General features: G+C 45.7%; 22 protein-coding genes and 1 tRNA gene. 5 read left to right on the top strand and 18 right to left on the bottom strand.

What is annotated here, in order from left to right; translation table 11 throughout:
• Positions 1-31 precede the first annotated feature (31 nt).
• Positions 32-880: an SDR family oxidoreductase gene (locus VF685_RS02465; RefSeq protein WP_286384712.1), complete on the top strand. Its 849-nt coding sequence runs from the start codon at positions 32-34 to the stop codon at positions 878-880.
• 13 nt (positions 881-893) lie between these two features.
• On the opposite strand, the gene VF685_RS02460 is transcribed toward VF685_RS02465, so the two are convergent.
• From VF685_RS02460 to uvrB, 6 genes are all read right to left on the bottom strand, one after another.
• Positions 894-1,568 (bottom strand): hypothetical protein, encoded by a 675-nt coding sequence (locus VF685_RS02460; RefSeq protein WP_081407090.1) that lies wholly within the window; start codon positions 1,566-1,568, stop codon positions 894-896.
• A gap of 12 nt (positions 1,569-1,580) precedes the next feature.
• Positions 1,581-2,156 carry an MFS transporter gene (locus VF685_RS02455; protein ID WP_286384713.1) on the bottom strand — a complete coding sequence of 192 codons (576 nt, stop codon included), beginning with the start codon at positions 2,154-2,156 and terminating at the stop codon, positions 1,581-1,583.
• A 172-nt stretch (positions 2,157-2,328) separates the two neighbouring features.
• Positions 2,329-3,786 (bottom strand): glyceraldehyde-3-phosphate dehydrogenase, encoded by a 1,458-nt coding sequence (locus VF685_RS02450; RefSeq protein ID WP_075167798.1) that lies wholly within the window; start codon positions 3,784-3,786, stop codon positions 2,329-2,331.
• A gap of 269 nt (positions 3,787-4,055) precedes the next feature.
• Entirely contained in the window at positions 4,056-4,985 is a 930-nt protein-coding gene (gene rarD / locus VF685_RS02445; RefSeq protein WP_286384714.1) for an EamA family transporter RarD, read from the bottom strand.
• Positions 4,986-5,118: 133 nt separating this feature from the next.
• Entirely contained in the window at positions 5,119-5,706 is a 588-nt protein-coding gene (locus tag VF685_RS02440; protein ID WP_005176705.1) for a lipocalin family protein, read from the bottom strand.
• Between the two features lie 124 nt (positions 5,707-5,830).
• Complete coding sequence (uvrB, locus tag VF685_RS02435; protein WP_286384746.1) at positions 5,831-7,852, bottom strand: excinuclease ABC subunit UvrB; 2,022 nt, start codon at positions 7,850-7,852, stop codon at positions 5,831-5,833.
• Positions 7,853-8,161: 309 nt separating this feature from the next.
• Between uvrB and VF685_RS02430 the strand changes: the two genes are divergently transcribed.
• Together VF685_RS02430 and VF685_RS02425 are read left to right on the top strand one after the other, a co-directional pair.
• Entirely contained in the window at positions 8,162-8,941 is a 780-nt protein-coding gene (locus tag VF685_RS02430; RefSeq protein WP_045795109.1) for an A1S_2505 family phage non-structural protein, read from the top strand.
• A gap of 159 nt (positions 8,942-9,100) precedes the next feature.
• On the top strand, positions 9,101-10,549 hold the full coding sequence (locus VF685_RS02425; protein ID WP_286384715.1) for a sensor domain-containing diguanylate cyclase: 1,449 nt from the start codon (positions 9,101-9,103) through the stop codon (positions 10,547-10,549).
• A 46-nt stretch (positions 10,550-10,595) separates the two neighbouring features.
• Here the strand turns inward: VF685_RS02425 and VF685_RS02420 are convergent, their stop codons facing one another.
• Positions 10,596-10,778, bottom strand: coding sequence for a hypothetical protein (locus tag VF685_RS02420; protein ID WP_005176699.1), 183 nt, complete (start codon positions 10,776-10,778; stop codon positions 10,596-10,598).
• A 219-nt stretch (positions 10,779-10,997) separates the two neighbouring features.
• Here VF685_RS02420 and VF685_RS02415 point away from each other — a divergent pair, with 219 nt between their 5' ends.
• Positions 10,998-12,233 carry a pyridoxal phosphate-dependent aminotransferase gene (locus tag VF685_RS02415; RefSeq protein ID WP_005176698.1) on the top strand — a complete coding sequence of 412 codons (1,236 nt, stop codon included), beginning with the start codon at positions 10,998-11,000 and terminating at the stop codon, positions 12,231-12,233.
• 95 nt (positions 12,234-12,328) lie between these two features.
• On the opposite strand, the gene VF685_RS02410 is transcribed toward VF685_RS02415, so the two are convergent.
• Positions 12,329-12,787: a hypothetical protein gene (locus tag VF685_RS02410; RefSeq protein ID WP_163145959.1), complete on the bottom strand. Its 459-nt coding sequence runs from the start codon at positions 12,785-12,787 to the stop codon at positions 12,329-12,331.
• Positions 12,765-13,031, bottom strand: a complete 267-nt coding sequence (locus tag VF685_RS02405) for a hypothetical protein (RefSeq protein ID WP_155756613.1) — start codon at positions 13,029-13,031, stop codon at positions 12,765-12,767. The genes VF685_RS02410 and VF685_RS02405 overlap by 23 nt, the downstream gene beginning before the upstream one ends.
• Between VF685_RS02405 and VF685_RS02400 the strand changes: the two genes are divergently transcribed.
• Positions 13,024-13,099, top strand: a tRNA-Asn gene (locus VF685_RS02400). The genes VF685_RS02405 and VF685_RS02400 overlap by 8 nt on opposite strands.
• 261 nt (positions 13,100-13,360) lie before the next feature.
• Here the strand turns inward: VF685_RS02400 and VF685_RS02395 are convergent.
• The 9 genes from VF685_RS02395 to lepA are packed head-to-tail and all read right to left on the bottom strand — an operon-like array spanning position 13,361 to position 20,470.
• Positions 13,361-14,014, bottom strand: a complete 654-nt coding sequence (locus VF685_RS02395) for a tRNA-(ms[2]io[6]A)-hydroxylase (RefSeq protein ID WP_168381665.1) — start codon at positions 14,012-14,014, stop codon at positions 13,361-13,363.
• A gap of 15 nt (positions 14,015-14,029) precedes the next feature.
• Positions 14,030-14,755, bottom strand: coding sequence for a pyridoxine 5'-phosphate synthase (gene pdxJ, locus VF685_RS02390; RefSeq protein ID WP_016660036.1), 726 nt, complete (start codon positions 14,753-14,755; stop codon positions 14,030-14,032).
• A 13-nt stretch (positions 14,756-14,768) separates the two neighbouring features.
• The gene (gene recO / locus VF685_RS02385) at positions 14,769-15,479 is read right to left on the bottom strand and encodes a DNA repair protein RecO (RefSeq protein ID WP_005176690.1); all 711 of its coding nucleotides are present in this window, start codon (positions 15,477-15,479) and stop codon (positions 14,769-14,771) included.
• A 17-nt stretch (positions 15,480-15,496) separates the two neighbouring features.
• On the bottom strand, positions 15,497-15,685 hold the full coding sequence (locus VF685_RS02380) for an NF038104 family lipoprotein (RefSeq protein WP_045795115.1): 189 nt from the start codon (positions 15,683-15,685) through the stop codon (positions 15,497-15,499).
• A gap of 21 nt (positions 15,686-15,706) precedes the next feature.
• Positions 15,707-16,735 (bottom strand): GTPase Era, encoded by a 1,029-nt coding sequence (gene era / locus VF685_RS02375; RefSeq protein ID WP_016660033.1) that lies wholly within the window; start codon positions 16,733-16,735, stop codon positions 15,707-15,709.
• Positions 16,732-17,433 (bottom strand): ribonuclease III, encoded by a 702-nt coding sequence (gene rnc / locus VF685_RS02370; protein ID WP_005176685.1) that lies wholly within the window; start codon positions 17,431-17,433, stop codon positions 16,732-16,734. The genes era and rnc overlap by 4 nt, the downstream gene beginning before the upstream one ends.
• Positions 17,405-17,776 (bottom strand): DUF4845 domain-containing protein, encoded by a 372-nt coding sequence (locus VF685_RS02365; RefSeq protein WP_163145961.1) that lies wholly within the window; start codon positions 17,774-17,776, stop codon positions 17,405-17,407. Before VF685_RS02365 ends, rnc begins: the two co-directional genes overlap by 29 nt.
• A gap of 25 nt (positions 17,777-17,801) precedes the next feature.
• Complete coding sequence (lepB, locus tag VF685_RS02360; protein ID WP_016660031.1) at positions 17,802-18,629, bottom strand: signal peptidase I; 828 nt, start codon at positions 18,627-18,629, stop codon at positions 17,802-17,804.
• A gap of 23 nt (positions 18,630-18,652) precedes the next feature.
• Positions 18,653-20,470: a translation elongation factor 4 gene (lepA, locus tag VF685_RS02355; protein ID WP_005176673.1), complete on the bottom strand. Its 1,818-nt coding sequence runs from the start codon at positions 20,468-20,470 to the stop codon at positions 18,653-18,655.
• Between the last annotated feature and the right edge of the window lie 17 nt (positions 20,471-20,487).

Genomic DNA, 20,487 nt, shown 5'->3' with positions numbered 1-20,487 from the left:
GATTATTTTTCAAACAATATTGGAGTTAGATATGAATATTGCGATTACAGGTGCAACTGGTCAGTTGGGTCAATTGGTGATCCACCATCTTCTAAATTTAAGTTCAGAACATCACCTTATTGCGTTGGTCCGTAATATTGAAAAAGCCCAGGCACAATTACCGCAAGGCATCGAAATCCGCCACTTCGACTACGACAAAGCTGACAGTTTAAGTATTGCGTTATTGGGCGTAGATAAGTTACTTTTAATTTCAGCCAACGAAATTGGTCGTCGTACGGCACAACACCAGGCTGTAATTGAAGCCGCCCAGGCGAGTCAGGTTCATATTGCCTATACCAGTTTGTTAAATGCAGATCACTCCAGTTTAGGCTTGGCGCAGGAACATCGTGAAACTGAAAAATTGATTCAAGAAAGTGGATTGAGCTATACCCTGCTTCGTAACAACTGGTATATCGAGAACTATTTGGGTGCGTTAACCCAAGAGATCCAACATGGCACAATATATGGTGCAAGTGGGGATGGTCAAATTAGTGCCGCGTCTCGTGACGAATATGCTGAAGCAATTGCACGTGTATTACTCACGGATACCCATCTGAATAAAACCTATGAGTTGGCATCAAGCCAAAGCTTTACTAAGGCTGATCTTGCTCAAGCCATCTCCGAGGTGAATCAACAACCAGTGCAGTACAATAACTTAAGCCCTGAAGCCTTTGAGCAACTGTTGCTACAGGTGGGCTTAGACAAGGGTTTTGCCAGTTTCTTGGCGGATGTCGATGCTCAAACCCAAGATGGCGTCATGTATAGCCAAAGCCAGGATTTGCAAACATTACTGGGACGTCCAACCGCAAATATCACAAGCATTTTACAAAAACTGATCTAAAGTCAGCTTCAGTTTATGGATGGATCTGGCTCAGTTTCAGATCCATTTTCATATCCAGATTGGCTTGTGTGCGTCGTTCAACATTACGCATCGTGGCATTAAAACCGGAAACTTTCTGCAAGGTCATTGGATCATTCAGATTTAATTGCGGCGCAAATTGATGCAGCAAGCGAACCTTTAACAGCTCATGAAATTCCAGACCGACCGGGCCATTAAATAAAATCTTCACTGGCAGCCGATAGGTGCGCTGCAAATGAAACGGCACACTCATTTTAATTGGAATATCCAGCTGTAACGGCAGTTTGGGCAATAACGGATTCTGATAGATTAAATCGGTGCTGGTCTGTAATGGCATCAGCTGATCAATTTGAATATGGGTTTTATAGTCCACTTTTACATCAATCGGTGTGGTGACCACAAATTGCAGATTGGCCGGATATTTGCCTTCTAACGGCAATTGCACCTGCTGATCCAGCTGAATTTCAGTATCTAAATGGCCTTGGGTATGGGCCTGTAAATAATTGCCGACCTCAATATGAGTAGGTAAATCTTCCGGTAACAACAACCGCGCTTTTTGGGCATTGACATACATCGAGGCCTGAATATTTAAATACAGCCAGAACAGAAGTGCGACCAGCGCAGCTACAATCAAACCCAACACAAGCTGATGGCGAAGTGAAGAAAACATCTACACGCTCCTCTACTCGACCATTTGTACAGTAGTCTGTGGCTGCGCCGTTTCGGCAGTCGCCAGACGGATACTGTTTAAAGGAATATTCAGCTCACCCTGCTCAATCTTAATTGGTAAGGTATTTTTTACATCCACCGAGGCCTTCAGCGCGGTTTGAATTGGCACATTTAAATGACCTTGTACCGGAATCTGGGTATTCAGTGTGGTTTTTAATGGAATATTCAGGTTTTCTTTTAATACAGTTTTTACCGGCGCATTAAATTTTAAATGGACTTTTTGCGCCAGCGGCACATCCATATAAATGGGGACATCCAGCACAATGGGAATGGTGCCTTTGAGCGGCAAACTGATGTCTTTACCCATTAACCTGACTTTGACCTGGGTATCAACCGCCAAGGGCTGGTTAATTTTTAGGGTTTCCCGCACCGGAATAGTGGTACGAATTGGGACATGCGTATCAAAATACACCCGTGGATTTAAGGTTTGGGTCAGCGGAATATAAATCTGAAAATGCCGAAAAATCCATAAGGCAATTGCTACACCTACCATGGCTGCCAGCACCATCAAGATTATGCCGCGGAGCATCAATCTGTTTGGCAACGGTTTATCCTATCTGTCATTTTTGTTTTTCTCGACAGAAATTGTGCCCAAAAACCGTGATACGGTTTGCAATTTTTTGTATAGCGTCTTTGCTTATTATTTTAATGAAAGATAAAAAAGAGCCTCAAATGAGGCTCTTTCTGGTCTGCATTACAAATTAAGCATTTGTTTCAGCAGGAACTTTTGGATAGCTTACGCCGCCCATCTGTTCAGCGATACGCAGTACCTGGCAGCTATAGCCCACTTCGTTGTCGTACCATACATAAGCCGTTAAACGGTTACCTGAAGTGATGGTTGCTTGCGCGTCAAATACACCTGCAGTACGTGAACCGATGAAGTCAGAAGATACCACTTCAGTCGAGTTGGTATAACCGATCTGACCTTGCAGGTTCGAGCTGATTGAGATTTGACGGATGTATTCGTTCACTTCGTCACGCTCAACTTCTTTCTCAAGCGTCAGGTTCAGAATTGCCAGTGATACGTTTGGTGTTGGAACACGTACAGAGTTACCGGTTAACTTGCCTTTCAGCGCTGGAAGTGCTTTCGCAACTGCTTTCGCTGCGCCAGTTTCAGTAATTACCATGTTCAATGTAGCAGCACGGCCACGACGGTCAGCTTTGTGGTAGTTGTCGATCAGGTTCTGGTCGTTAGTGAACGAGTGAACTGTTTCAACGTGACCGTTAAGCACCTTGTATTTGTCGTCTAACACTTTCAAGGTTGGTGTGATTGCGTTTGTAGTACAGCTTGCTGCAGAGATGATGGCATCTTCATCAAGAATGTCGCCCTGGTTTACACCATAAACAACGTTCTTCATGTCACCTTTACCAGGTGCAGTCAGAATGACACGTGCTGCGCCTGGGCATTGCAGGTGCTGAGCCAGACCGTCAGCATCACGCCATTTACCGGTGTTGTCGATTACCAGTGCATTGTTAATACCGTATGCAGTGTAATCTACTTCAGACGGGTTAGATGCATAGATCACTTTAATGAACTGACCGTTCGCAATAATTGCTTCGTTTTCTTCATCAACAGAAATGGTGCCAGAGAATGGACCATGGATCGAGTCACGACGTAATAAAGACGCACGTTTTTCCAAATCACCATCTGCAGATTTACGCACTACGATGGCTTTTAAGTTCAAGCCACGGCCAAGACCAGACTGACCAATCATTAAACGTGCCAGGATACGACCGATACGACCGAAACCGTAAAGTACAACATCACGGCCTTCTACAGAAGTTGGACGACCTTCAACCGCTTTGACTGCAGCTGCTACAAATGCATCTGCATCGCCGCCTTGCTCTTTAAAGGCAACCGCAAGTTTACCCAGGTCGATTTCAGCAGTACCAATGTTTTCAACTTTTGCTAATGCTTCAAGAATCGGGAAAGTGTGTACAACTGAAAGCTCAACGTCCATCATACGCGTGAAACGGTGTGCTTTTAAAATCTGAATCACTGAACGGTTAACTAAAGAACGTCCAAATACTGAAACAACAATATTTTTCTCACGGTACAGCTTACCGATCAAAGCGATCATTTGTTCCGCGATTTCTTCACGGTTTTTCCAGCGACCTTGGTGCTCTGCGTGTAGGGCGATGATAGTCTCTTTGCTCACAGATACGTCCTCTAATTAATTGTATATCTAGGCATAAAATTCAAAACCCGACAATTGTAATGGAATTGGCGGCAAGATTGAATCAAAAGCTGTCTAAGACCGCTCTATTTTGCTATATATTCAGTATAAATTTGCAAAATAGTTGTAATTATTTTTATGATTTCGCTCCTAAATCTTTAAAAACCGCTATTTTTCATATAAAAAAGAGCAAGTTATCTGTTTGTTGCTTTATCAGACAAATTTTACCGACTGATAACAATATTTTTTTGCTATTCCAGCCGGTCCTGATAGTTCTGGACATTTTTTTGCAAGGCCCGTTCCTGCCGTTTCTGTTTCAGTACATGCAGTACACCTTCAATCACCAGCAGCAATACCGCCAGCCAGATTGGAATATAGGTCAGCCATTCATCGGCTTCAACACGCTCGCCCAGCATCATCGAGGCGAAAGCCAGCAACACCGGTTCCAGATAGCTAAGCAAACCAAAAATCACAAAAGGCAAATAACGGCTGGCCAGAATATAACTGCCCAAACCTAAGGCACTTAAAAAGCCCAGTCCCAGCACAGCCCAGATCAGATGCGAGTAATTCAACAGCAATGCCATGCTGTCGCTATAAACAAAGCCCAGATAAAACGCGACTGGTAAAATCAGGAACAGATCCCACCAGAAACCGCCTAAATTGTCGGTTTTAAACTGACGGCGTAAAAAGAAATACAAAGGATAAGCCAGCGCCACATACACAGTTTCCCAGGCCACACTGCCAATGCGCCAGATTTCATGTCCGACGCCCAGTACGGCTAGCGCCACCGCCAGCATTTGCCAGCTGGACAGTTTTTCCTTATACAGCACACAGCCAACCAGCACCATCACCAGTGGCAACAGGAAATAACCGAGCGACACTTCCAGACCACGGCCGTTAATTGGCCCCCATAAAAACAGCCACAGTTGCGTGGTACATAAGAACGAACTGATCAGCAGCCACAGCAATAAAAGCGGCTGTTGTAGCACCCGCCTGAAAATCTCGGCCACATGCTTTAAATCACCACTCCACCACATAAACAGGGTGATAAAAGGCAAGGTGGACAGCATGCGCAAGGCAAAAGTTTCTTCACTGTCTAAAGGTTGCAGAAACTGGGTATAGAAATACAGCACACCAAAAGTGATGGATGCCAATACAGACAAAGCAACGCCTTTATACATCTTTCACTCCTGATCTTTGCCGAGCGCTGATTATACTCAGTTCATCTCCGGAAAACTCTGTTCGTGCATGAATTATTGACCGAAAAATAAAAAACCATGCCGGAGCATGGTGTATTTTTAGTAGGAGATTGCTTTAACGGGCTGTCTGTTTGGTGTGAATAATATCATCCAGGTTATAGCCTAAAGATTTGGCATATTCGAGATATTCATTGATCACTTCGGGATTGGCCTGCGGGGTACGCGACAACACCCACATATATTTGCGATGTGGCTCACCGACCAGCACGGTCTGATAATCTTCATCCAGTTTTAGCACCCAGTAATCACCGCGACCAATTGGCATCCAGCGGATAAATTCTGGCAGGAAGCTGACTTTCAGTTTGGTATTAAACGGCGCATTTTGTACAAAGGCTTCACCAATAGAAACGGTTTGTTCGCCATTTTTGGTGATACAGCGGTTATCGACCTTGATATTGCCATTTTCATTTAAGGTATAGGTCGCCGTGACATCCCGATCACATTTATTCTGGAAGGACATCGGTTTACGTGCCACCTCATACCAGACCCCTAGGTAACGATCCAATTCCACTTTTTCAACGGTGGGTAGTGGCTCTTTCTGGGCATAAGCCATGGTGGCCAGCCCTAAACCGACCAGCACTGCCCCGCCTACGGCAATTTTTGCCAATTTATAACTCGCTTTAGGGAGATTATTCGTTTTCATCAGGTCACCTTATAGCTTCAATATTGTTCTGGAGTTCTCAGCATACTTGGCTAAATTAACGGTAAATTCAGGTATTTACTGTTGTGTTATGTAAGGAGTTTTTTAACAGTTCCCACACTTTTCTTTACTGCAGCATTTGTGCCTTCAAACGAATAATTTCATCACGCAGACGTGCGGCCTGTTCAAACTGCAATTCTTTTGAGGCTTTGAGCATCTCTTTTTCCAGCTTGGCCACATGCTTGGCAAACAGTTTCGGGTCCGACACGATATGCCGTTCATCCGCGGTTAATGCCAAGGTTTGTGCTGCCATTTGCTCATCAATTACATCTTCTTCCAGCACCTCGCCGGTATCAATTTCTTTAATGACCTGACGCACAGCACTGCGCGGAGTAATACCATGTAGCTGGTTAAATTCAATTTGCTTGGCACGGCGACGTTCAGTTTCATCAATGGCTTTTTGCATGGAATCGGTTATCCGGTCGGCATATAAAATTGCTTTGCCGGCAATATTCCGCGCAGCACGACCAATAGTCTGAATCAGCGAACGTTCGGAACGCAGGAAGCCTTCCTTGTCGGCATCCAGAATCGCCACCAGCGAGACTTCTGGCATATCCAGACCTTCACGCAGCAGGTTAATCCCCACCAGCACATCATAAATTCCGGTACGCAGCTCATGAATAATCTTGACCCGCTCGACCGTATCAATATCGGAATGCAGATAGGCCACTTTAATGCCGTATTCTTTTAAATAGGAACTTAAATCTTCGGCCATGCGCTTGGTTAAGGTCGTGACCAGAACCCGCTCGTTTTTATCTTTACGCAGGTTAATTTCCGACAGGACATCATCGACCTGGGTCAGCACCGGACGGATTTCAATTTCCGGATCAATCAAACCGGTTGGACGCACCACCTGCTCGACAATCTGCTCGGCTTTTTCCAGTTCATACTGCGCCGGTGTGGCACTGACATAAATGGTGCTTGGAATAATCCGTTCCCATTCTTCAAATTTCATTGGCCGGTTATCCAGCGCGCTTGGTAAACGGAAACCATAATTGACCAGGTTTTCCTTACGCGAACGGTCCCCTCTATACATGGCACCAATTTGCGGCACGGTAACATGCGACTCATCAATAATCAGCAAGGCATCATCCGGCACATAATCAAACAGGGTTGGTGGCGCTTCACCGGCCGGACGACCGGATAAATGACGGGAATAGTTTTCAATGCCGTTGGTATAGCCGAGCTGCTGCATCATTTCCAGATCATAACGGGTACGCTGCTCGATGCGCTGTGCTTCCAGCAGCTTGTCATGTGCACGGAAAAAGCCTAAACGTTCTTTCAGTTCTTCACGAATAGTTTCAATGGCGCGCTGCAAATGGTCTTTGGGCGTGACATAGTGGCTTTTCGGGTAGATGGTGACGCGTGGCACTTTGCGGATCATTTTGCCGGTCAGCGGATCAAACCAGCGGATCGAATCGACTTCATCATCAAACAATTCAATCCGGATGGCATTCTGCTCTGATTCTGCCGGGAAAATATCAATAATTTCACCGCGAATCCGGTAGGTCCCGCGCAAAAATTCCAGCTCATTGCGGCTATATTGCATTTCTACCAGCCGGCGGATGATATCTTCACGTTGAATCCGGTCGCCCTGCACCACATGCAGCAACATGCTCATATAGGCATTCGGATCACCCAGACCGTAAATAGCCGATACCGATGCCACAATAATCGAGTCACGACGTTCCAGTAATGCCCGCGTCGCCGACAGTCGCATCTGGTCAATGTGATCATTAATGGCAGCATCTTTTTCAATAAAGGTATCGGAAGATGGCACATAGGCTTCCGGCTGATAGTAGTCATAATAACTGACAAAATATTCAACCGAGTTATGCGGGAAAAAGGCTTTAAATTCGCCGTAGAGCTGGGCCGCCAGAGTCTTGTTATGCGCCATCACAATAGTTGGCCGCTGTAACTGGGCAATCACGTTGGCCATGGTATAGGTCTTGCCGGAACCGGTTACCCCCAGCAGCAACTGATCATGCATGCCCTTTTGAATTCCTCGCACCAGCTTTTCAATGGCCTGCGGCTGATCTCCAGCAGGTTGATAATGGGTAACCAATTCAAAAGGTTGATGATCACTCACGGATAGCGTACTCATACAGATCGAAAAAAATAGTCTAACAGATTCAGCCTATTATCTGGCTTCAGATTGTAATTTTTGTACACTTTCTTGTCACCGGCAGCATCGGCAAGGTTCTGTTTTTAGTCCGCAGTGCAACTGAAATAAAGACCTTCACCCGCTGCTGTTTGGCACACTCTCACCAGACATACCCAGATCAAAGCAAAATCTTCATGTGAAACAGAAAAACACCCTCGTCTTGTGCTTTTTCACTTGATTCTGCCCCGCTTCACGGGCAACATGAACACAAGGGATCACATAGATTTAATGACAATGACTTACCGATATCATGATGAAAGTATTATTAAAAGCTTGCCTGAAGATACGATTTTTGTCTTTGGCAGTAATCTGGCGGGTGATCATGCCGGCGGTGCAGCGCGCACTGCCCTGCAACACTTTGGCGCCGTGCGCGGCGTAGGGCGTGGCTGGGCCGGACAAAGCTTTGCCATTCCAACCATGAACGAGCATTTGCAGCAAATGCCGCTGTCGCAAATTCAGCACTATATAGATGACTTTAAAACCTATACCAAAAATCATCCGAAAATGAAGTATTTTCTGACTTCAATTGGCTGTGGTATTGCCGGTTATAAAGTCGAGGAAATCGCCCCGATGTTTAAAGGCATTTCCCACAATGTGATTTTCCCGGCCTCCTTCCGGCCTTTTGTCGAGAAATCTTTACCGAAACTGAACCAGCATTTTCTACATACCATTTTTCGTGATCCGGTGATTTTTGCCAGCAATCCGGATGAGCTGATTGAAGTACTGGCTTTAAATGACAATGAAAAAAGTCTGGCTAAAATTTTGCTGAATACCCAGATGTACCCGACCGACAGCAATGGCCGTGACCGGATTTTTGAAATTGAAGATATTTTATATGGCCTGAAAGACAAGGTCTTTGAATGGCAAAGCAATTCTGAAGGTTCCATGCTGTTTGGTGGGGTGATTCTGGCCTTACTGGAACTGTATAGTATTAATGAACAGGATTTTGCCGAAGTCTGGCATGGTCAACGTGAAATTACCCCACCGCGTCCGGCGCATCGGGCCAAAAAATAATCCCTCTTTTTAATACCAGAGCAGCCGGCCACTGAGCCGGCTGCTTTTTAATTCAGTGATGCAAATCACATTTATAAAAATAAACACAATTCTTATCACATAATAAAAACTTGATTATAATTCTATTTTTCATTCACTAGAATAATCGAGCTTCAGACTATGACAATACTGGACACGCCTGTTTTTACCCTTGCGCCGATTGCCCTGTGGCTGGAAGACTTTAGTGAAATTAAAAAACAGTTTGAGCTGTGGCGCGCACAAGGCATTCAGGATTTACGTGGCTATTTACTGGAAGATCCAAGCCGTGTCATTGAATGTGCCCGTAAAATTAAAATTCTGAGCGTAAACCAGAAAACCCTGGAACTGTATGAAGCCCAAGATCTGCAGCATTTAATTAGCAACCTGGAGCAGATTTTTAAAGGTGATATGGCCAGTACCCATATTGATGAGCTGATCAGCTTGTGGGAAGGTCAAACCGAATTTTCCAGTCAGGCGGTCAATTACAGCCTGAACGGTAAACGGCTGGATATCCAGTTACGCGGCACCGTAGTCCCTTCACATGAGCATGACCTGTCTTTGGTGCTGGTCAGTACCGAAAACATTACCCCTTATACCGCAGCGCGCCGGCAGGCAGATCAGCAGCGTTTACTGGCTGAATCGCGCTTTGTCTATTCTCCCACCTCCTTGTGGGTGGAAGATTTTAGCCGGATTAAAAGCCGGCTCGATCAGCTGCGCCATTTGGGCATAGATGATTTCAATACCTTTTTAGATGTGCATCCGGATTTTATCCAGCAATGTATCCGCGATGTACTGATTATTGATGTCAATCAGGCCACGCTGGATTTATTTGGCGCCCCGGACAAAAACACCCTGCTGCAAAATATTCATAAAATTTTTGCCGGTGAAATGCAGCATACGTTCAGGGAACAGCTGATCGAGCTCTGGAACGGCAATATTCACCATCAGCGTGAAGCCATCAATTATGCGCTGGATGGCAGCATCCGCCATGTATTGCTGCAATTTACCGTATTTCCCGGCTATGAAGAGGACTGGAGCACGGTTCAGGTGGCCTTGACCGATATTACCGCGCGTAAAAAAGCCGAAAATTATCTGGAATATCTGGGCAAGCATGATGTGCTGACCAAGCTGCTGAATCGCTCGCATTATAGCGAAGAAGTGAATCGCTTAGAGCGCAGCAGTCTACGGCCTGTATCCAGTATCTATATTGATATGAATGGCTTAAAAGTTGTGAATGATGCCTTTGGCCATGATAGCGGTGATGATCTGCTCAGACGCACCGGTGAACTGCTGAATCAGCTTGTCCAGAATACCCAGTACAGTGCCTGCCGCATTGGTGGTGATGAATTTGTGATTTTGCTGCCGGGTGCCGATGAGATTGCCCTGCACAACTGTTTGGCAGGCTTGCAGGAACTGCTGTTAATTGACAGTCAGTTTCATGGTAATCAGATGCTGAATCTGTCGATTGGGTCTGCGACCACACTACCACAGGAAAGTATTGAAGAGATGCTAAAACGCGCCGATCAGGCCATGTACACCCAAAAACGCGCCTATTATGTCCAGTTTGACCGGCGTGAAACCCAGGATTAAACCCATCAAGCGCCCATAAAAAATGCCACAGAACGTGGCATTTTTCTTAGCGTTTACCCATAGATTTACGGGTCCCACGTGGTGGTGGAAACAGCTTGTCGGCATAACCTTCATCTTTAGGACGAACTTGATTATGCAAGGCATCCATCTGGGCTTTTTCTTCCGCAGATGGCATTGGGAATGGGAGTTTTACCACAGGTTTTTTTGAAGTAGGCTGCTGCTTACTCATGACGATAACTCAAATCAAATTAGCGCTATTTTAAGGTTTTTTGCAGTCAGAAGCGAGCCTCCGGCTTTTTATTCTCAAAAATGCCTTATTTTGAGGCGCAGAAGCACAAATTTCGTGATTTTTTATTAATTTGTTGAGATTTTAAACGACGAAGTGACTATTTTTGAGCTAAGATAGTGTGCTTTTTATTTTTTAATCCCTATAAGAAGGAATACTGCCGTGGACGTACGTCTCTCTGATCGTGTAAATGCCATCAAACCGTCCCCAACGCTTGCTGTGACAAACAAAGCTGCTGAATTGAAAGCTGCTGGTCATAACGTAATTGGCTTGGGTGCAGGCGAACCGGATTTCGATACACCACAACACATCAAAGATGCAGCAATTGCAGCGATTAACAACGGTTTTACCAAATATACCGCTGTTGACGGTACGCCAGGCCTGAAAAAAGCCATTATTGCGAAACTAAAACGTGACAATAACCTTGACTACCAAGCCAACCAGATTCTGGTGTCTTGCGGTGGTAAACAATCATTCTTTAACTTGGCACTTGCACTGTTAAACAAAGGTGATGAAGTGATCATCCCTGCGCCATTCTGGGTAAGCTATCCAGATATGGTCATCATCGCTGAAGGCGTGCCAGTGATTGTAAAATGTGGCGAAGAACAACGCTTCAAAATCACTCCTGCTCAGTTAGAAGCAGCCATCACAGACAAAACCCGTTTAGTGGTACTGAACAGCCCGTCTAACCCGACAGGTATGATCTACACCAAAGCTGAACTGGAAGCTCTGGCTGAAGTACTGCGTAAATACCCAGAAGTGTATATCGCATCTGACGACATGTACGAACCAATCCGCTGGGATGACGAGTTCTACAACATCGCTACTGTTGCACCAGACCTGTATGACCGCACTATCGTGTTAAACGGTGTGTCTAAAGCCTATGCCATGACTGGCTGGCGTATCGGCTATGCAGCGGGCCCTGCTAAACTGATCGGCGCGATGAAAAAAATCCAGTCTCAGTCTACGTCTAACCCGACGTCTATTTCACAAGTAGCTGCAGAAGCTGCATTGAACGGTCCTCAAGACGTTCTACAACCAATGATTGAAGCGTTTAAACGCCGTCATGACCTGGTGGTAAACGGCCTGAACGACATCAAAGGTATTTCTTGCTTACCTGCAGATGGTGCGTTCTATGCTTACGCCAACATCAAACCACTGATTCGTGCTAAAGGCTTAAAATCTTGCACAGAATTCTCTGCATGGTTACTGGAAGAAACGGGCGTGGCCGTGGTTCCAGGTGATGCATTCGGTTTAGGCGGTTTCATGCGTATCTCTTATGCAACGGCTGATGAAGTGCTGGTAGATGCGTTAGCGCGTATCAAGAAAGCGGCGGATTCAATCGAAGGCGTTGATGAAGCGATTGCGTCGATCGAAGCTGAAAAAGCTGCTCAATAATCTCTTCTGAGCAATAAAAAAACCGCGACCTGTTCGCGGTTTTTTTATGGCCTGATTTGCTCTAAACGCTCAATTCAGCGGACCATAGATAACGGTTAGATGGCCTTTTTCAGCGCCTGAATGAGCTGACTGCGTGAGATGTCAGGACGGTCTGTACCCTTATAAATACAGTAATATTTAAAGGCACTATCCAGACTCACCCGCAGTTTTTTTTGTTCAGAAGCCGACCAGACCCGGCAGCGGTTACTACCCGACAAGGCACTGCCGGCAAGCTGATACAGGTATAAATCCTGGCTGCGCTGTAATGGCGTGCGGATCGCATGATCCGGATGCTCTGAAAGCTGGAAACATGGCTCATTGATCAGCCATTTTTCACTAAACCACAGCTGCAGCAAATCGCCCAGATACAGATCGACATGCCCGACTGGCCATATGTTGATATAGGCCGAAGCAACAGGCGTATAATAATCTGCTGGATTGCTGATAAGAGAAAGGTAGTTGTCTTTGTAAAAATTGAGATTTGCAAAAATTTCAGGGATGCTGAGCGTATTCATTCGCTGTCTCCGATTTAGCCATTTTTGTGCTGGCAAGTTGGTTTAAATCCACACTGTTTAACCATTTGGTCAAACGACTTTCTGGATTTAATCTAACAACAGATTTTTTGCTTTGCAAGATTTTTTCGTGTTTTATTTTATTTTGCACAAATAAAAAGCATATAAACTTTAAATGTAAAAAAGATGACAGTTTTCGCTTGACCCCTGCCAAAATCCCTCTATAATCGCATTCAGATTCTCCCATAGCTCAGTCGGTAGAGCGACGGACTGTTAATCCGCAGGTCCCTGGTTCGAGCCCAGGTGGGAGAGCCAAATTCAAAAAAGCCCAAGCATTTAAGACTTGGGCTTTTTTATTGCCAAAATTTATAGCTTCCAATCTTTTTAATTCCCACAGCGATTCACATCTGAAGGCTGCCAAAAGAGGATGACATCTTCCCGAGCGATCTAATAGCAAGACGTCCATCAGCAGATCAGTTCTATCTTCAAACAGGCAGATCAATCCTGATTCCCCTTCTCACAGCCATAAAAAAACGGAACCGAAGTCCCGTTTTCTCTCAAAAAATATTGACTGTTTCAAGCTACCTGCGCCGGCACACCGCTATGGAAACGGAAAGTATCATCCGGGCTTAAAATCAGATTTTTTTCCACTTCACGAATATGCTGAATCCGGCCCTGAATATCTTCTTCCGGATTTTTTAGCTTGGCAGTTTTGGCAACGTCCAATGCCAGTGCCAGATAATCTTCATAATGACGCGATTCAGATTTCAGCAAATAGCGGTAGTAACGCCCCAGCTCTTCATCAACATGCGGTGCCAAGGCATAAAACCGCTCGCAGGAACGCGCTTCTACAAAGGCGCCAATCACCAGTACATCAATTAACGCTTCTGGCTCATAGGTACGGATTTCTTTGCGTAAGCCGCCGGCATAACGGCCTGCGCTCAAGCCTTTCCACTCCTGTCCGCGTTTGTTCATAAATTCCAACACCTGTTCATAATGCAGCATTTCTTCACGAACCAGTTGCGCCAGTTTGACCTGCAAATCAGTAAAGAAGCTGTAGCGGAACATCAGGTTCATGGCTGTACCGGCGGCTTTTTTCTCGCAGTTGGCATGATCCTGCATCAGGATTTCCAGATTGTTCAGCGCTTCATCCAGCCAGGCTTGCGGGGTTTCACAGCCCAGGAAGCCGATCACCGGCTTCATGAGTTCATCATAATTGATTGTCGACATACAAAAACTTCAGGATTATCGTGCAGCTTTAATCGCTGCTTTCATTTGCTGTACAGCTTGGGCCAGACCCACAAACACCGCATCGGCAATGAGCGAGTGACCAATATTCAGTTCGTGAATTTGCGGAATTGCGGCAATCGGCGTCACGTTATCTAAATTCAGGCCATGGCCGGCATTCACCACCAGACCTTTGGCCGCAGCATATTCGGCACCTTTCACAATACGTTCCAGCTCAGCCTGCTGCGCCTCTGCGGTTTCAGCATCGGCGTAGGCACCGGTATGAATTTCAATGGTTGGTGCACCACAAGCAACTGCGGCATCAATCTGGGCAAAGTCAGCATCAATAAACAGGGATACATCACAACCCAGAACAGAGAGAGCCTGCGTTGCCGCTTTTACCGCCGCAAAATTACCGACCACATCCAGTCCACCTTCAGTGGTGACTTCCTGGCGTTTTTCCGGGACAAAGCAAACATGATGCGGTTTGATTTCTTTGGCGAACTCGACCATTTCATCAGTCACCGCCATTTCCAGATTCATGCGGGTTTTCAGCAATGGACGCATACGACGCACATCATCATCCTGAATATGACGACGATCTTCACGCAGATGCAAGGTAATACCCTCTGCACCAGCCTGTTCACAAATCAGTGCGGCATTGACCGGATCTGGGTAAGTGGTGCCACGTGCTTGTCGCAATGTTGCAACATGGTCAATATTTACACCAAGTAATGCAGCCATACTCTTTTCCTAATTACGATTGTGTTTGGGAGTTCTGTATCCACAATTGACGACTTTTTAACGGCCGATCTCCCAGCAGGGAGCTGATCATCTGCCGATATAATTTAGACAGTAATTGTAACTGTTTTGGATTAAAATCCCTACCCTTTTCATGGTCACGCATACTCAAAATCTGCGCGCCACTTAAACCAGAACGGGAAGCCTGCGCCGTTGGCATAAAGCCTTCATTTAATAAAAACTGGTACTGCTGCGTTGCACCAATCGGCTGCTGGTTGGCATCCACTTCAAAGTCGATGGCATAACCCAGTTCTTGCAGCAACACATGCTCAAACTGGCGCAGAATCTGTCTTAAAAAGCTGTTCGGCTGCGGATGGCTCGACAGCTGCTGCAATTGCTGCAAAGTCGTGGCATATTGCAGAAAAGTCTCGGGCATCTCGACTTCGAGCGGACATAGACGCAGCAAAATTTCATTCAGATAAAAACCGGAAAAAAAGGCATCGCCAAAGAAAAATACGGGCTGGTTGATAATTTCCAGTTTGGTAAAATTTTTTAGTTCAGATTTACCCGATGCCTGCAGGCTAATCGGTTGATATTGCGGTGGCGGGGTTTGTCTTAAAATACCATCAATCCGCCCATATTCCTGGGTAAACAGATGCACAATATGACTACGCTCACGGTATTTACGATGATGGATCAGGTAGCCATGCAAGACTTCATTACGCATGTGGGCAGGATATCAGCCTAATCATCTTTCTTTTTGTTTTCATCTTCTTCATCCCCATCGGGAATGACTGCACCGACCACAGCGGCCGTGCCTTTGACCACGCCTTTGGTGGTTTTATAGGCCACTTTAACCGGAACTGTAACCACCTTATGAATACAGCCTTGCAGCATGAACATGCAGGCTAAAATCACAGCAATTTTGGTCATTACAGCTCCTCGTTTCATGGCTTAGATATCGCTGTATCCCAAGCTTTTTAATGCACGTTCATCATCTGACCAGCCACCTTTGACTTTCACCCAAAGCGTGAGCATGATTTTCTGTTCGAACATTTTTTCCATATCAACACGGGCATCCATCCCGATTTTTTTCAGCTTAGCACCTTTTTCACCAATCACAATGGCTTTTTGCCCCGGACGGTCTACGAAGATGGTGGCGTCAATATAGGTACAGGCCGGTTTCATACGACCGGTTTTTTCATTTAAAGCCGGCTCTTCGGTTTTAAATGATTCAATCTGTACTGTTAAATCGTATGGCAACTCTTCACCCAGCTGACGCATGATTTTTTCACGGATAATTTCAGAGGCCAGGAAGCGCTCGGAACGGTCGGTGACCTGATCAAATGAATATAACGGCGGCTGGAATGGCAGATATTGCTCAATGGTATCACGCAGATGTTCCAGATTGGCACCACGCAGCGCAGATACCGGTACAATTTCTGCGAAGTTCATCAGCTTGGCGCGCTCCTGAATCAGCGGCAGCGCCTGATTTTTATTCTCGAAGGTATCCAGTTTATTGATCACCAGAATGACTGGCATGTCTGCATTTTTCAATTTCTCCAGTACGAGCTCATCGTTCTGGGTCCATTTTTGTGCATCGACGACGAATAATACCAGGTTCACATCACGCAGCGCCGAGTGCGCGGCACGGTTCATCATTTTGTTGATGGCACGCACTTCTTTTTTGTGCATCCCCGGGGTATCAACATACACCGCCTGAGATTTTTCACGCGAATCAATCCCGACAATTTTATGGCGGGTGGTTTGTGGCTTACGCGAGGTAATAGACAGTTTTTGACCCAACAGGTGATTCATCAGGGTAGATTTACCCACGTTTGGCCGGCCCACAATGGCCACAAATCCGCTACGGTAATCCGATGGAATTTCCTGACCTTGTGAACTGAAGAATTGATTGATTAAATCGTGGCTGTCGCTTTGCGACTCGTGATCAGCATCGTTGTGATCGGAATGGATTGTCATTGAGACGTTTGCTCCAAGAGTTTTAAAATTTCCGCGGCAACTGCCTGCTCGGCAAAGCGGCGGCTAGAACCTTCACCTTTCATTACCGGTAAAGCATCGACCCGGCATTCCACCTTGAAATGCTGGTTCGGGGCATCACCCTGAATATCTACAACCTCGTAAACTGGGAGAGGTTTTTTACGTGCTTGTAAATACTCTTGTAGGCGTGATTTCGGATCTTTGAGCTGATCGGTCGGCTCAATATGATCCAGATAAGGCACGTACCATTTTAACACAATCGTCTGTAGCAGGTTTAAATCCCCACAGTCGATATAAATGGCACCAATAATCGCTTCGACTGCATCTGCAAGTATAGACTCGCGATGATGACCGCCTGATTTCAATTCACCGGTACTGAGAATTAAATTTTGGCTGAGTTTTAAATCGTTGGCGATTTTACCCAGCGCTTCCTGACGCACCAGCGTCGCACGCATACGGGTCAGCCGCCCTTCATTTTCCTGCGGATAGGCGGTGTAGAGATAATTGGCAATAATCATCCCTAAAAGTGAATCGCCTAGAAATTCTAGGCGTTCATAGTTGTGTTTGTGACTGACCGAACGATGCGTCAGCGCCAGCTTGAGCAGATCCGGCTGTTTAAACTGGTATCCGATGCGGCTGGCCAAACGCGTTTCATTGAGCTTGGACTGAGCTTTGATCAAAACTTTTCTCGAATTTCATGACAATATCAATATTCAATAAGAACGGTTTTCTTATCTCATAGTCTTTCTTCACCTGTAGACCATCTACATTGGTGACCTGGGCAACATCCGCAAATTTAATATCACGAATGTTGTTCATACTTAAACGCTTATCCATTTCCCCAATGAATTTTTGCGGACTCAGGTTTTTGGGTCCATAAATCAACTGCTCTTTAATCTGGTTATCCAGCATTCGATCATCGAAATACGGTCCCCAAACCGCAACTGCAATTTTTGCCATAAAAGCAAAACCAATAATTGCAACCAGAATTGCAATATACGATGCCCCTTGTTGATGACGCATTTTGTTATTTTCCTAATGGATGATTTTAATCTATGCTGCCGTTTCGGCTAAAAGACGGCAATTTAAAACCAGGCTCTTTGTGCATCCAGATATAGACGGCACGGCCGGTCAGGTTTTCTTCAGGTACAAAACCCCAGAAACGGCTGTCAGCACTCTGATCGCGGTTATCCCCTAACGCGAAGTAATGACCTTCTGGAACTTTGACTTCCCAATATAAACCATTTGTAGAAGCATATTTACCATTTTCGACATAATTAATAAAGGGTGCCTGACGCGCCACGTTTACGCCTTCCAGTTCACGCATGGTAAAAGTATGCTTGCCTAAAGTTTCCTGATGGTAAATCGAGTTTGGTGTATCGAGGCTGTCTTTTTCACGGCTAAAGTCCAGCGCAACTTTCTGCACCTTTTCACCGTTAATGGTGAATTGACCATGATCATAAACAATATGATCGCCCGGCAAACCCACAATACGCTTAATGTAGCTAATGCTTGGTTGTGGCGGATAACGGAACACCGCCACATCACCGCGTTCTGGCGAACCGGTATCAATAATTTTGCTGTTGACGATTGGCAAACGCACGCCATAGTCAAATTTATTTACCAGAATAAAATCCCCGGTCTCCAGGGTTGGCACCATTGAATCTGACGGGATATTAAACGGCTCATATAAAAACGAACGCAGCACCAGCACAACGGCCAGTACCGGCCAGAAGTCATACGCCCATGTGATAATGAAATTTTCATTGCCCCGCCCTTTGGTCTGTCTTTGCTTGAAGACAAATTTATCCAGCAACCACACAGCAATAAAAAACAGCGTGGCAGGAACGAGGATCAAATTAAAATCAAAATCCATGGGCGTTTATCCTTCTAATCTTATTAGCGTTCGACTTTTAATACAGCTAAGAACGCTTCTTGTGGGATTTCAACGCTACCCACTTGCTTCATACGTTTCTTACCTTCTTTCTGCTTGGCCAGCAGTTTCTTCTTACGCGACACGTCACCGCCATAACATTTGGCCAATACGTTCTTACGCATGGCTTTTACCGTTGAACGGGCAATGATTTGCGCACCAATGGCCGCCTGAATTGCGACATCAAACATCTGACGTGGAATCAGGTCTTTCATTTTTTCAACCAGTGCAATACCACGATGACGGGCATCCTGACGGTGACAGATCATTGCCAGCGCATCGACTTTTTCACCGTTAATCAAGACATCGACTTTCACCAGCGATGAACTTTCAAAACGCACGAAGTTGTAATCTAGTGATGCAAAACCACGTGAGCAGGATTTCAATTTATCAAAGAAATCCATCACCACTTCGGCCATTGGAATTTCAAAGGTAATTGATACCTGATTACTCATGAATTTCATATCTTTTTGCACACCACGACGCTCGATACACAAGGTCATGACGTTACCCAAGTATTCTTGCGGCACCAGAATGTGACATTCGGCAATCGGTTCACGTAAGTCTTCAACAGTGGAACCGTCTGGCATTTTCGATGGACTGTCGATGTACACGGTCTGGCCATTTTTCATTACGGCTTCATAAATAACCGTAGGCGCAGAAGAAATCAGGTCCAGATCGTATTCACGTTCTAAACGTTCCTGAACGATTTCCATGTGCAGCATACCAAGGAAGCCACAGCGGAAACCAAAACCGAGCGCATCCGAACTTTCTGGTTCAAAGAACAGCGCCGAGTCATTGATTTGCAGCTTTTGCAGTGCTTCACGGAACGGTTCAAAATCGCTGGCATCAATCGGGAACAAACCGGCATAGACCTGCGGTTTTACTTTCTTGAAGCCCGGTAACACTTCCACTTCTGGCGTGGTTGCCAAAGTGATGGTATCGCCGACTGGTGCACCAAAAATGTCTTTAATGCCGGCAATCACGAAGCCGACTTCGCCCGCTTCCAGAATATCGGTTTCAGTATGTTTCGGATTGAAAATACCCACAGAGGTAATGATGTGCGTTTGACCGGTTGACTTCATCAACATCTTGTCGCCTTTACGCACACGGCCCTGCTTCACACGCACCAGAGACACAACACCCAGGTAGTTATCAAACCATGAGTCGACAATTAAAGCTTGTAATGGCGCATCACGGTCGCCGGTTGGTGCTGGAATGACATCGACCAGACGCTCTAAAACACCTGCAATGCCCAGACCAGTTTTGGCTGAACAGGTCGGCGCATCGGTTGCTTCAATACCAATAATATCTTCAATTTCCTGAATCACGCGTTCAGGCTCTGCTTGCGGCAGGTCAATCTTGTTCAGAATTGGCAGCACTTCCAGACCCTGCTCAATCGCGGTATAGCAGTTGGCGACCGATTGTGCTTCTACGCCCTGGGCAGCATCAACCACCAGTAGTGCGCCTTCACACGCTGCCAGTGAACGTGAAACTTCATAAGAAAAGTCAACGTGTCCCGGAGTGTCAATGAAGTTTAACTGGTATTCCTGACCATTCGGATGGGTATAGTACAAGGTCACCGAAGTCGCTTTAATGGTAATCCCACGTTCACGCTCAAGTTCCATTGAGTCCAGTACTTGCGCCTGCATTTCGCGATCCTGCAAACCGCCACAGGTCTGAATGAAACGATCCGCAAGGGTCGACTTGCCATGATCGATATGTGCAATGATCGAGAAGTTACGAATGTTTTTAATATCAACAGATTTTTTAGCTTGCGCCATGGGCTACCTTAAAAAAT

The organism is Acinetobacter sp. Brlt_5 (genome assembly GCF_051949055.1).
GTDB classification, from domain to species: Bacteria; Pseudomonadota; Gammaproteobacteria; order Pseudomonadales; family Moraxellaceae; genus Acinetobacter; species Acinetobacter indicus.
This window is presented reverse-complemented; position numbering and strand designations above follow the sequence as displayed.

Coding starts and splice junctions, on each gene's coding strand:
- VF685_RS02465 (WP_286384712.1), top strand. CDS start 32: ATGAATATTGCGATTACAGGTGCAACTGGTCAGTTGGGTCAATTGGTG.
- VF685_RS02460 (WP_081407090.1), bottom strand. CDS start 1,568: ATGTTTTCTTCACTTCGCCATCAGCTTGTGTTGGGTTTGATTGTAGCT.
- VF685_RS02455 (WP_286384713.1), bottom strand. CDS start 2,156: ATGCTCCGCGGCATAATCTTGATGGTGCTGGCAGCCATGGTAGGTGTA.
- rarD (WP_286384714.1), bottom strand. CDS start 4,985: ATGTATAAAGGCGTTGCTTTGTCTGTATTGGCATCCATCACTTTTGGT.
- VF685_RS02440 (WP_005176705.1), bottom strand. CDS start 5,706: ATGAAAACGAATAATCTCCCTAAAGCGAGTTATAAATTGGCAAAAATT.
- VF685_RS02430 (WP_045795109.1), top strand. CDS start 8,162: ATGACTTACCGATATCATGATGAAAGTATTATTAAAAGCTTGCCTGAA.
- VF685_RS02425 (WP_286384715.1), top strand. CDS start 9,101: ATGACAATACTGGACACGCCTGTTTTTACCCTTGCGCCGATTGCCCTG.
- VF685_RS02420 (WP_005176699.1), bottom strand. CDS start 10,778: ATGAGTAAGCAGCAGCCTACTTCAAAAAAACCTGTGGTAAAACTCCCA.
- VF685_RS02410 (WP_163145959.1), bottom strand. CDS start 12,787: ATGAATACGCTCAGCATCCCTGAAATTTTTGCAAATCTCAATTTTTAC.
- VF685_RS02405 (WP_155756613.1), bottom strand. CDS start 13,031: ATGGGAGAATCTGAATGCGATTATAGAGGGATTTTGGCAGGGGTCAAG.
- VF685_RS02395 (WP_168381665.1), bottom strand. CDS start 14,014: ATGTCGACAATCAATTATGATGAACTCATGAAGCCGGTGATCGGCTTC.
- pdxJ (WP_016660036.1), bottom strand. CDS start 14,755: ATGGCTGCATTACTTGGTGTAAATATTGACCATGTTGCAACATTGCGA.
- recO (WP_005176690.1), bottom strand. CDS start 15,479: ATGCGTAATGAAGTCTTGCATGGCTACCTGATCCATCATCGTAAATAC.
- VF685_RS02380 (WP_045795115.1), bottom strand. CDS start 15,685: ATGACCAAAATTGCTGTGATTTTAGCCTGCATGTTCATGCTGCAAGGC.
- era (WP_016660033.1), bottom strand. CDS start 16,735: ATGACAATCCATTCCGATCACAACGATGCTGATCACGAGTCGCAAAGC.
- VF685_RS02365 (WP_163145961.1), bottom strand. CDS start 17,776: ATGCGTCATCAACAAGGGGCATCGTATATTGCAATTCTGGTTGCAATT.
- lepB (WP_016660031.1), bottom strand. CDS start 18,629: ATGGATTTTGATTTTAATTTGATCCTCGTTCCTGCCACGCTGTTTTTT.
- lepA (WP_005176673.1), bottom strand. CDS start 20,470: ATGGCGCAAGCTAAAAAATCTGTTGATATTAAAAACATTCGTAACTTC.